Here is an 11,052-nt window from a genome sequence, read left to right on the forward strand (position 1 = left end):
GACCATGTCGTTTTGCCACCGCTTCGCCGTCGTTCTCTGCGCCCTGCTGGCCTTCGCGGCGCTGTGGCCGCACGACGCGCGGGCAGCCGATGCGCCGCTGACCGTGTTCGCCGCGGCCAGCCTGAAGGAGTCGATGGACGAGGCGGCCGGCGCCTACCAGGCCGCGACCGGGCAGCGCGTGCGCGTGTCCTATGCCGCCAGCTCCGCGCTCGCGCGCCAGATCACGCAGGGTGCGCCGGCGGACGTCTTCGTCTCCGCCGACCTCGACTGGATGGATGAACTGCAGGCGCGCGGGCTGGTCGATGCCGGCACGCGCAGCGAGCTGCTCGGCAACACCCTGGTGCTGATCGCGCCGGCGACCCCGGCCGCGGAGCCGGTCACGCTGCGCGAAGGCCTCGACCTGCGTCCGCTGCTGGGCACCCGCGGCCGCATCGCGCTGGGCATGGTCGACAGCGTGCCCGCCGGCAAGTATGCGAAGGCTGCTTTCCAGTCGCTCGCCATGTGGGAAACCATCGAGCCGCGCGTGGCCGGCGTCGAGAACGTGCGCGCGGCGCTGATGCTGGTGGCGCGCGGCGAGGCGCCGCTGGGGGTGGTCTACGGCAGCGATGCGCAGGCCGAACCGCGCGTGCGCGTGCTGGCCACCTTCCCGCCGGGCTCGCACCCGGAGATCGTCTATCCGGCGGCGCGCGTGGCCGCGAGCCGGCATCCGCACGCTGGCGGATTTTTGCGCTGGCTGCAGGACGACGACGCCCGCGCCATCTTCCGCGGCCACGGCTTCAGCCTGCGCTGAGGCCGCATCGCGCGCCCGCCCACGATGCCCGACTTCAGCCCCGCCGAACTCGCCGCCATCGCGCTCAGCCTGAAGGTGGCCGGCGTCGCGGCACTGGCCAGCCTGCCGTTCGGGATCGCGACGGCCTGGCTGCTGGCGCGCAAGCGCTTTCCGGGCAAAGCCCTGCTCGACGCCCTGGTGCACCTGCCGCTGGTGCTGCCGCCGGTGGTGGTGGGCTATGCGCTGCTGGTGGTGTTCGGCAGCCAGGGCGCGGTCGGCGGCTTCCTCGCCGAATATTTCGGGATCACGTTTGCGTTCCGCTGGACCGGCGCGGCCCTGGCCAGCGCGATCATGGGCTTCCCGCTGATGGTGCGCGCGATCCGGCTGTCGATCGAATCGGTCGACCGCCGCCTGGAGCAGGCCGCGGCCACGCTCGGCGCCAGTCCCTGGCGCGTCTTCGCCACCGTCACCCTGCCGCTGGCCTGGCCGGGCATCGTCGCCGGCGGCGTGCTGGCCTTCGCCAAGGCGCTGGGCGAGTTCGGTGCCACCATCACCTTCGTGTCCAACATCCCGGGCGAGACGCAGACCATGTCCTCGGCGATCTACGAGCTGATGCAGGTCCCCGGCGGCGAGCTCGGGATCTGGCGGATGGCGCTGGTGGCGGTGGCGATTTCGCTGCTGGCGCTGCTTGCCTCGGAGTGGCTGGTGCAGCGCCAGCACGGCCGCCGCGGCGAGAGGGACGCCACATGAGGCGGCCCCGGCGAAACGCGGCGGCGGGGATATGCACCGCTGCGACGCGCTTGGCAGCCGCGCGATGCTGAGTCTGGACATCCAGCTGAAGCGCGGCCGTTTCGAGCGCCAGGTGCGGATCGAGGACAGCGCGCGCGTGGTGGCGCTGGTCGGCCCCTCGGGCGCGGGCAAGACGACGGTGCTCAACGCCATCGCGGGCCTCGTGAAGCCGCGGGCGGGGCGCATCGAGGTCGATGGCCGCGTGCTGTTCGACCGCGCGCGCGGCATCGACCTGCCGGCATACCGGCGCCGCGTCGGCTATGTGTTCCAGGATGCGCGCCTGTTCCCGCACCTCGACGTGCGCGGCAACCTGCTCTATGGGCGCCACGCCGCGCCCGGGGCCGGACCGCGCTTCGAGCTCGACGCCGTGGTGGCCCTGCTCGGCATCGAGGCGCTGCTGCCGCGGCGCACCGCGAACCTGTCCGGCGGCGAAGCGCAGCGCGTCGCCATCGGCCGCTCCCTGCTGTCGCAGCCGGCGATCCTGCTGTTCGACGAACCGCTGTCGGCACTCGACCAGGCGCGTCGCGAAGAGTTGATCCCGTACCTGCAGCGCGTGCGCGACGAGGTACGGCTGCCGATGCTCTACGTCAGCCACCACCCCGACGAGGTGCGGCGGCTGACCGGGGCCGTGCACAGACTGGACTGAGCGTCGCCATCGGGGCCGGACGCCCGGACGCACTCATGCCGCGGTCGCGCCCGCCCCGGCCTCATGCACCAGCGACGCGATCCGCGCGCCCAGCACCAGGTCCTCGACCTGGCCGAAGTAGTGCTCCCGGAGGTTGCCGCGGGCATCGATCAGGACCAGGCTCGGCGTGCCACGCAGGGCGTAGGCACGCATGGTCTGCGGCACGGAACGTCGATGCCCGGCCTGTCCACGCCCACCGGGAAGGTGATCCGGTACTCGTGCAGGAAGGCCTGCAGCGCGAGCGGGGTCATTGCCCCATGGTGTTCGAACACGGTGTGCAGGCCCACCACCGCGACCTGCTCCGGCGGAAAGCCCGCGTGCACGCGCGCCGCCTGGGGCAGGCCGTGCGAGACGCAGCCCGGACACAGCATCTGGAAGGCTTCGAGCACCACCACCCTGCCGCGCAGGGCGGCGAGGTCGATCGGTGCCGGCGTGTTGAACCAGCGATCCACCTGCCAGGGTGGCGCGGGCTGCGGTGATCCCTCCACGACGGCCTCCGGGAACGGTAGCGCAGGATTTCGCGGCCCTATTGATACCACGGATGCCGGGGCTGCCAGGGCGACGGCCACGGCATCCGACCGGACCCGCTCAGCCCTCTGCGGCGGCCGGCCCGGGAGCGGGCGCCTCGAAATGCACGGGCACGCGCACCCAGCCTTCGGCGGGCCGGCCGTCCTTGAGCTGCGGCGAGAACGTCCATTGCCGGACCGCTTCAAGGGTCACGGCTTCGAACACGCCTTCGGGCTCTGATCTCTCCACCACCACGTCCTTGACGCTTCCGTCGATACCAACCAGCACCCGCAGCACCACCCGTCCACCCTGGCCTGCGGCCGCGGCTTCGGCGGGATACTTCGGCGGCGGCAGGCGGTCGACGGCTCGGGGTCCCACGACCGCAGGCACGGGCGGCGGCGCGGGTGGGGCTGGAGCGGCCGCGGGCACGGGCGGTGGCGTGGGAGCGGGTGGTGCCTCCGGCACCGGCGGCACCGACGCCGCGGGCGGGGCGGGTGGCGCGGGCGGCGCTTCGGGCGCAGGGGGCGGCGGCGGCTCAGGTACGGCAGCCGGGCGCACGGCCCAGGCGGCATAGCTGCAAGTGGCGAGCATGACGCCCAGGGCCAGGGTTCCGGCGCGTCGTCGACCGGTGCCGTGCAGTGGTTGCTTCAACATGAGGATGCGTTCCTTCAGGGTTTGGCTGGACTGCCAATGGCAGCCGACCGGCAGTCCAGGGACGGCCAGCTGCACGTTCAACATCGCGTCCGCATAGCGGCGGCGGGCGTGGGGATGGCGCGCGAGCACGGTGGCGTCGCAGGCCAGCTCCTGGTCGAGGCGGAAACGGCGCTCGGCGAAATGCAGCAGCGGGTTGAACCACTGCAGGCAGCGCAGCGCGACCGCGGCCAGGTTGGCGCGGGTGTCGCCGCGCGCGAGGTGGGCGCGCTCGTGGGCAATCACCAGCGCAGCCTCCTCCGGTGCGTGATGCGCTTCGAAGTCGATGGGCAGGACGATGCGCGGGCGCAGCGCGCCGACCACGGCCGGCCCGCCCACGCGCTGGCCACGCCAGCTGCCGTCGGCATCGGGTTCGAGCCGGCCAAGCGCCACCACGAAGCGCCGTTGCTGGCGCGCGAAGTACAGCGCCGCCAGTCCCGTTCCGGACAGCCAGGCGATGGCCAGAAACAGCGCCCAGTCGATGCCAGGGGCGCCGGCGATGGCCGGTGCCGCGTCTGCCCTCGCCAGCACCAGCACGCCCGGATGCAGGGCCATCAGTTCCGGCGCCAGCGCCTGCCCGACGTCCGGCCGTGGCAGCGCAGCCGCAACCAGGGCCAACGGCACCAGCGCCCAGGCCCCGTAGGCCACGCGTGCACCGAAGGCCCGCCGCAACGGCTGCCGCAGTGCGAGCACCAGCAGCAGCGCCGCGCTGGCCGCAAGGCTGCCGTCGACCAGCCAGCGCAGCAGGGCGTCAGCGGCCGTCATCGTCAAGCTCCTCGATCAGGCGGCGCAGCGCGTCGATATCGGCCTGGCTGAGCTTGCCGCGCTCGCTGAAGTGGGCCACCAGCGGCGCCACGCGGCCCCCGAACAGGCGGTCGAGCACGCTCTCGCTCTGGCTGGCCACCCAGGCCTCGCGGGCCAGCACCGGCGAATACAGGTAGCGGCGTCCGTCGCGGTCGGCGCGTACCGCACCCTTCTTCAGCAGGCGGTTGAGCAGGGTCTTGATGGTCGGCTCGGCCCAGTCGGCCTGGCCGGACAGGCGTGCCACCACGTCCTCGGCCGCGAGCGGCTGCTCGTTCCAGAGGACTTCCATCACCACGGCTTCGGAATCGCTGATCGGCATGTCGATTACATCTGTAATTTGTAACGATTACAGACGTAAACAAACGCCCTGTCAAGTGCCCGCCCGGGCATGCCGATCCTGCAGGATCGGCGCGCCGGCACAGAGGCATGCGGTCGCCCGCTTCGGGTCAGGCGTCTCCGAGCGGAGCCAGTCCGGCGATGTCGCCACCGGCGACCGCAGCGGCGATGGCGGCGTCCGAGGCTTCGGTATCGATGCCGTTGGCGGCGTACCAGGCCGGCGCGTAATAGCTGTGCGCATAGCGATCGCCGCTGTCGCAGAGGATGGTCACGATCGAGCCGTCCTGCCCGGCTTCGCGCATGCGCCGCGCGGCGTGCAGCACGCCGACGAAGTTGGTGCCGGTGGAGCCTCCGACGCGGCGGCCGAGCGTGGCGCTGACGTGGCGCATCGCCGCCAGCGCCAGCGCATCGGGCACCTTGAGCATGCCGTCGATGCAGCCGGGGATGAAGCTGGCCTCCACGCGCGGCCGGCCGATGCCCTCGACCCGTGAGCCGCAGGGGTGGGTGAAGTCGCGCCAGGGTTCGCCGGCCAGGGCCGCGCGGTAGGCGTCGTGGAACACCGATTCCTGCGGGTCCGCGCACAGCACGCGGGTGTCGTGGCGGCGGTAGCGCGCGTAGCGGCCGAGGGTGGCCGCGGTGCCGCCGGTCCCCGGGCTGCAGACGATCCAGGCCGGCACCGGGTGCGGCTCCTCGGCCATCTGCCGGTAGATCGACTCGGCGATGTTGTTGTTCGCACGCCAGTCCGTCGCGCGCTCGGCGTAGGTGAACTGGTCCATGAAGTGGCCGCCGGTCTCGAGCGCCACGCGCTGCGACTCGGCGTCGAGCGCGCAGGCGGTGTCGACCAGGTGGCAGCGACCGCCCTGGAACTCGATCGCGGCGATCTTCTCCGGCGAGGTCGAGGCCGGGATCACGGCGATGAAGGGCAGGCCCAGCAGGCGCGCGAAGTAGGCCTCGGACACCGCGGTCGAGCCGCTGGAGGCCTCGACCACCGGCCGGCCCTCGCGCAGCCAGCCGTTGGCCAGCGCGTACAGGAACAGCGAGCGCGCCAGCCGGTGCTTGAGGCTGCCGGTGGGGTGGCTGGACTCGTCCTTGAGATAGACGTCGATGCCCGGCCAGCCCGGCAGTGCGAGCGGGATCAGGTGGGTGTCCGCCGAGCGGTTGAAGTCGGCCTCGATGGTGTGGATGGCCTGCGCCACCCAGTCGCGCTGCGCCATGGCGTCCTCCCTCCCCGCGCGCCTCAGAGCGCGCGCGCGGCGGCGACCACGGCCTCGACCGTAAAGCCGAAGTGCGGGAACAGCACTTCGGCCGGCGCGCTGGCGCCGAAGCGGTCGATGCCGATGACGGCACCGTCCAGGCCCACGTACTTGCGCCAGAAGTCGGAGACGCCGGCCTCGACCGCCACGCGGCGACGGCAGGCATCCGGCAGCACCGACTCGCGATACGCCTTGTCCTGCCGGTCGAAGACATCGGTCGAAGGCATCGACACCACGCGCACGGAGTCGCCGAGCTGCGCGGCGGCGTCCATCGCGAGCCCGACTTCGGAACCCGTGGCGATCAGGATCAGCCCGGGCGCGCCGACCGAGTCCTTCAGCACGTAGCCACCGCGCGCGATCGCGGCCACCTGCGCTTCATCGCGCGCCTGCGGCGCCAGGTTCTGGCGCGAGAACACCAGGCAGCTGGGGCCGTCGCGGCGCCCGATCGCGGCCTTCCAGCACACCGCCGACTCGACCGCGTCGCAGGGACGCCAGACGTCGTTGCCGGGGATGTGGCGCAGGCTGGCCATGTGCTCGATCGGCTGGTGCGTCGGGCCGTCCTCGCCCAGGCCGATGGAGTCGTGCGTATAGACATGGATCGCATGCGCGCCCATCAGCGCGCTCATGCGCACCGCGTTGCGGGCGTAGTCGCTGAACACCAGGAAGGTGGCGTCGTAGGGGATGAAGCCGCCGTGCAGCGACAGGCCGTTGGAGATCGCAGTCATCGCGAACTCGCGCACGCCGTAGTAGATGTAGTTCGCGTCCGGGTCGCCGCCGGTCACGGACTTGCTGCCGCTCCACAGCGTGAGGTTGGAACCGGCGAGGTCGGCCGAGCCGCCGATCAGTTCGGGCAGCAGCGGCGCGAAGGCCTCGATCGCCATCTGCGAGGCCTTGCGCGAGGCGATCTTGGGGCTGTCGGCCTGCAGCTTCGCGATGTACGCGTCCGCGGCGGCGCTGAAGCCTTCGGGCAGCTCTGCATGCGAGCGGCGGGTCAGTTCGGCGGCGAGTTCCGGATGACGCTGCGCATAGCCGTCGAACAGGCGGTTCCACTGCTCTTCGCGCACGGTACCGGCGTTGTTGGCGCGCCAGCCGTCGCGGATCGTCTGCGGGAGCTCGAACGGACCGTGCTCCCAGCCCAGCGCCTTGCGCGTGGCCTCGAGCTCGTCCTGGCCCAGCGGCGCGCCGTGCGAAGACTCCTTGCCGGCCTTGGCGGGCGAGCCGAAGCCGATGGTGGTGCGGCAGCAGATGAGCACCGGCCTGTCGTCCTGCCCCAGCGCGGCGTCGATCGCGGCCTTGATCCGGTCCGCGTCGTGGCCGTCGACATCGCGGATCACGCGCCAGCCGTAGGCCTCGAAGCGCGCCGGGGTGTCGTCGGTGAACCAGCCGGCGGTATCGCCGTCGATGGAGATGTGGTTGTCGTCCCAGAACGCCACCAGCTTGCCCAGTCCCCAGGTGCCGGCCAGCGACGCGGCCTCGTGGCTGATGCCTTCCATCAGGCAGCCATCGCCCAGGAACACCCAGGTGCGGTGGTCGACGATCGCGTATTCGGGGCGGTTGAAGCGCTGCGCCATCAGTTTCTCGGCCAGCGCGAAGCCCACGGCGTTGGCGAAGCCCTGGCCCAGCGGCCCGGTGGTGGTCTCGACGCCGCCGGTGACGAAGTTCTCGGGATGTCCCGGCGTGCGGTGGCCGAGCTGGCGGAAGTGCTTCAGCTCTTCGATCGGCAGGTCGTAGCCGGCCAGGTGCAGCAGCGCGTACTGCAGCATCGAGCCGTGGCCGTTGGACAGCACGAAACGGTCGCGGTTGAACCACTTCGGGTTGTTGGGGTTGTGGCTGTGGTAGTCGTTCCACAGCACCTCGGCGATGTCGGCCATGCCCATGGGCATGCCGGGATGCCCGGAATTGGCCGCCTGGACGGCGTCGGCGGCGAGGAAGCGGATGGCGTTGGCGAGGTCGCGGCGGCTGGGGCTGGTCATGGTCTCGGGCGGCTGGGGACGGCGGGCGAAGCCGCCATTGTCCCATCCCCCGCGCGCCGAGTCTCCCGCGGCGCGGCCGCACGCGTCAGGCGCGTGGCGTTCGCGCGGAAGCCCGGACCGCAACACTGGTCCAGCGGCCCCGTCGCGCGCAGCGGGGCGCACCGCCTCGGCCAGGCCTCAGGCTTCGGCTCCAGAAGCCCTTGGCACCGGGTCTGCCGGCGCGTCCACTTCGCCCTTCGACACGATGGCCGCGATGCCCAGGTCGCCGGTGACGTTGACCGTGGTCCGGCACATGTCCAGGAAGTGGTTCACGCCCAGGATCAGGCCGATGCCCTCCGGCGGCACCCCGACCATGGCGCAGATCAGCGCCACCACCGGCAGCGAGCCCGAGGGCACGCCGGCGGTGCCGATGCCGCCGAGGATGCAGACCAGCATCACCATGAACTGCTGGCCCCAGGTCAGGTCGACGCCGAAGAACTGGGCCAGGAAGATCACCGTCACGCCCTCGAACAGCGCGGTGCCGTTCTGGTTGGCGGTCGCGCCGATGGTCAGCACGAAGCGCGACACCTTGGTGGGCAGGCCCAGCTCGTCGGCCACCTTGAGCGCGGTCGGCAGGGTCGCGTTGCTCGATGCGGTGGAAAACGCCATCAGCATGGCTTCCTGGACACCCTTGAAGAACTTCACCGGCGAATAGCCGCCGATGGCCTTCAGCGCCAGCGAGTACACCACCAGCATGTGTATCGCCAGCGCGCCGACCACGACCAGCACGAAGGCACCCAGGCGCAGCAGCAGGTCCCAGCCGAACAGCACGGCGAGGTTGAACATGAAGCAGAACACCGCTGCCGGCGCCAGGCGGATGATCAGGCCGATCAGGGTCATCGAGATCTCGAAGATGCCCTCGATGCCGCGGCGCAGGGTACGGATGGGCGCAGTGTCCGGACTCAGCACGATGCCGATGCCGAACATCAGCGCGAAGAACATCAGCGCGAGGATGTTGGCGTTGTTGGACGCGGCACCAATCACGTTCTGCGGCACGATGTCGAGCAGCATCTGCACGCCCGTGGGCTGCGCGCCGCTGTCGCGGACGATGGCCGCGGTGCGCTCGGCGCCCTCGGTCAGCAGCTGCTGCGCCAGCACCGGGTCGACGCCGGCGCCCGGCTCGAACACGTTCACCATCACCAGGCCCAGGAGCACGGCGATGCTCGAGAGCAACACGGTGCAGACCAGGGTTTTCCAGCCAATGCGGCCCAGGGACTTCACGTCGCCCATCTCCGACACGCCCACCACCAGCGCCGAGAACAGCAGCGGCACGATCATCATGAAGATCAGGCTGAGGAACAGGGTCGAGAAGGGCTGGGTCAGGTATTGCGTCAGCCACTGCACCCAGGTCGCGTCGCGGCCGATGCCGTAATGCACGAAGAGTCCCAGCACCAGGCCCGCGACGAAGCCGATGGCGATCTTCCAGTGCAGCGGCATGCGCTGCGTGCTGGGCGCGGTCGGCTCGGTCATGCGGTATTCCCCGGAACGGTGTGGACGGCGGAGCTTAGCAAAGCGCGTCCCGCGACCCGTTCAACGGGGGTAGAGCGGGGGCAGCGGAGGGTCGATGTCACTGTCCCGGGGCAGCCAGTCGGGCCCGCGGGCAAAGGCCGCGCGCACCGCGGCGCGCGCCTGCGAGGCACCGCCCTCGTCCTGTCCCCAGCGGGCCCGCTGCAGGGCGGCGATGGCCTCGCGCTGCGGGCCGGGGGCCAGCATCCGCGAGAGCGCGTCGAGGTCGGCGGCGGCGGGTGAGGCCAGGGCGCACAGCGCGGCGCTGACGTCACCGAGGTCGCCGGTGTCGAGCACCCTGCGCAGGGCCGATCCCTGCCACGGGCGTCGCGCGCCCGGGCTGCGTGCGGCGGCGTCATCGTCGCGCGGGGCCGTGTCGCCTGCCTGCGCCCGGTGTCGCCATTGCAGCGCCCAGGCGAGCGTGGCCAGCCACAGCAGGGCGAAGGCGACCGTGGCCAGCGCCCAGGCGCCCACGCCGTGCTGGACCCCGGGCAGGCGCACCAGCCCCCCGTCGCCGGGTGGCACCGCTGCGGCCGTGCCGGATGCGGCGGGAGCGACATCGAGCTCGAGCGCGGGCAGCGTCGCCTCGCGCATCCGGTCGGCATTGACGTCCCACCACTGCAGCCGCGGCCCTTCGATGCGCAGCCGGCCCTCGCGCGCCGGCAGCACCGCGAAGCGCCGCAGCATGCGTACGCGCGGCCGGCCGTCCTCGATCATGTCGTCGTGCTGTACGGGTTCGGGGAAGACCTGGGCGCCCTGGTCGACGGTGATCATCGGCGGCTCCAGCTGCGCGCCGGTCGCGCCGTCGGCCACGAGTTCGAGCTCGAGCGTGGCCGCGTCGCCGGCGCGCACGCGGTCGGGCGCGTCCCGCCAGCGCAGCTCGAGTCCGTGCAGCGGCAGCCACGGTCGCGGCGCGGCATCGGGCACGGGCTTCACCTGGAGCACGAGCGGCGGGCCGTCGGCGGAGAGTCCGCGCTGGCCGTCGCCGAACAGGTCGTCGAGCCAGCCGCCCACCCCGCGACCACGAAAGTTCGCCGGAGGCAGTTCGAGCCGGCCGCTGCGCTCGGGCACCAGCACGTAGCGGCGCTCGACCACCCGGTAGCGACGGCCGTCGATCTCGCGCGTGTACTGCACGTCGCTGCCCGCACGCTGCAGCGCGGCGCCGTCGGGCGCCGGCTGGTCGAACTGCCCGGACAGCAGCTGCGCGGCGTAGTACAGCCGCAGCCGCAGCCCGACCGCCTGTTGCACATAGGGCGTGGTGTCGTCGAGCTCGGCGTCGATGAACGCCAGACCGCGCGCGCGCGCCGGTGCGGCGCTGGCCGCGGTGACGGTGAGCGTGATGGGCGCGGTGCGCGCGCTGCCGACGCGCAGCGCCGGGACCGTCACCCTGCCCGTGCGTTCGGGCTGCAGCGCCACCGCATACAGCGTGCGCGAGACCGACCGGCCCGCGCTTTGCTCGAAGGACTGCCGGCTGCTGCGCTGCTCGATGTGGAAATCGTCCTGCAGCGGCGCGTAGTCGGGGCGGGCGCCGGTGTCGGTCTCGATGTTGAGGGTGACGGTTTCGCCGAGTTCGATGCTGTCGCGGTCGACCCAGGCGCGGGTCTCCGCGCGAGCCAGGGCCGGTGGCAGCAGCAGCGACAGCAGCAGCGCGGGCAGGAGCCAGGCGAGGTGCGCTCGGGAGTTCGTCGTTTTCATGATCAT

General features: G+C 71.9%; 11 protein-coding genes. 3 read left to right on the forward strand and 8 right to left on the reverse strand.

Going from position 1 to position 11,052, the window contains the following annotated elements; translation table 11 throughout:
• Positions 1-4 precede the first annotated feature (4 nt).
• The 3 genes from modA (at position 5) to E2169_RS05155 (ending at position 2,204) form a co-directional block, all read left to right on the forward strand.
• A complete protein-coding gene (modA, locus tag E2169_RS05145; RefSeq protein ID WP_132985565.1) occupies positions 5-790 on the forward strand; it encodes a molybdate ABC transporter substrate-binding protein in 786 nt (261 codons plus the stop codon).
• A 24-nt stretch (positions 791-814) separates the two neighbouring features.
• The gene (gene modB, locus E2169_RS05150; RefSeq protein WP_132985566.1) at positions 815-1,519 is read left to right on the forward strand and encodes a molybdate ABC transporter permease subunit; all 705 of its coding nucleotides are present in this window, start codon (positions 815-817) and stop codon (positions 1,517-1,519) included.
• 64 nt (positions 1,520-1,583) lie between these two features.
• Entirely contained in the window at positions 1,584-2,204 is a 621-nt protein-coding gene (locus tag E2169_RS05155; protein ID WP_132985985.1) for a molybdenum ABC transporter ATP-binding protein, read from the forward strand.
• 33 nt (positions 2,205-2,237) lie between these two features.
• Here the strand turns inward: E2169_RS05155 and E2169_RS14415 are convergent, their stop codons facing one another.
• From E2169_RS14415 to E2169_RS05190, 8 genes are all read right to left on the reverse strand, one after another.
• Positions 2,238-2,396 (reverse strand): TlpA family protein disulfide reductase, encoded by a 159-nt coding sequence (locus E2169_RS14415; RefSeq protein WP_229659087.1) that lies wholly within the window; start codon positions 2,394-2,396, stop codon positions 2,238-2,240.
• Positions 2,354-2,731 (reverse strand): thioredoxin domain-containing protein, encoded by a 378-nt coding sequence (locus tag E2169_RS05160; protein WP_229659086.1) that lies wholly within the window; start codon positions 2,729-2,731, stop codon positions 2,354-2,356. The genes E2169_RS14415 and E2169_RS05160 overlap by 43 nt, the downstream gene beginning before the upstream one ends.
• Before the next feature lie 100 nt (positions 2,732-2,831).
• Positions 2,832-4,205, reverse strand: coding sequence for a TonB family protein (locus E2169_RS05165; protein ID WP_132985567.1), 1,374 nt, complete (start codon positions 4,203-4,205; stop codon positions 2,832-2,834).
• Positions 4,192-4,563 carry a BlaI/MecI/CopY family transcriptional regulator gene (locus tag E2169_RS05170; protein ID WP_132985568.1) on the reverse strand — a complete coding sequence of 124 codons (372 nt, stop codon included), beginning with the start codon at positions 4,561-4,563 and terminating at the stop codon, positions 4,192-4,194. Before E2169_RS05170 ends, E2169_RS05165 begins: the two co-directional genes overlap by 14 nt.
• A gap of 127 nt (positions 4,564-4,690) precedes the next feature.
• Entirely contained in the window at positions 4,691-5,794 is a 1,104-nt protein-coding gene (locus E2169_RS05175) for a PLP-dependent cysteine synthase family protein (RefSeq protein ID WP_132985569.1), read from the reverse strand.
• Between the two features lie 23 nt (positions 5,795-5,817).
• On the reverse strand, positions 5,818-7,806 hold the full coding sequence (gene tkt / locus E2169_RS05180; protein ID WP_132985570.1) for a transketolase: 1,989 nt from the start codon (positions 7,804-7,806) through the stop codon (positions 5,818-5,820).
• 177 nt (positions 7,807-7,983) lie between these two features.
• Positions 7,984-9,315: a dicarboxylate/amino acid:cation symporter gene (locus E2169_RS05185; RefSeq protein WP_132985571.1), complete on the reverse strand. Its 1,332-nt coding sequence runs from the start codon at positions 9,313-9,315 to the stop codon at positions 7,984-7,986.
• Between the two features lie 60 nt (positions 9,316-9,375).
• Positions 9,376-11,046, reverse strand: coding sequence for a BatD family protein (locus E2169_RS05190; protein WP_165942335.1), 1,671 nt, complete (start codon positions 11,044-11,046; stop codon positions 9,376-9,378).
• Positions 11,047-11,052: the final 6 nt, after the last annotated feature.

The organism is Luteimonas terricola (assembly GCF_004352845.1).
GTDB classification, from domain to species: Bacteria; Pseudomonadota; Gammaproteobacteria; order Xanthomonadales; family Xanthomonadaceae; genus Luteimonas; species Luteimonas terricola.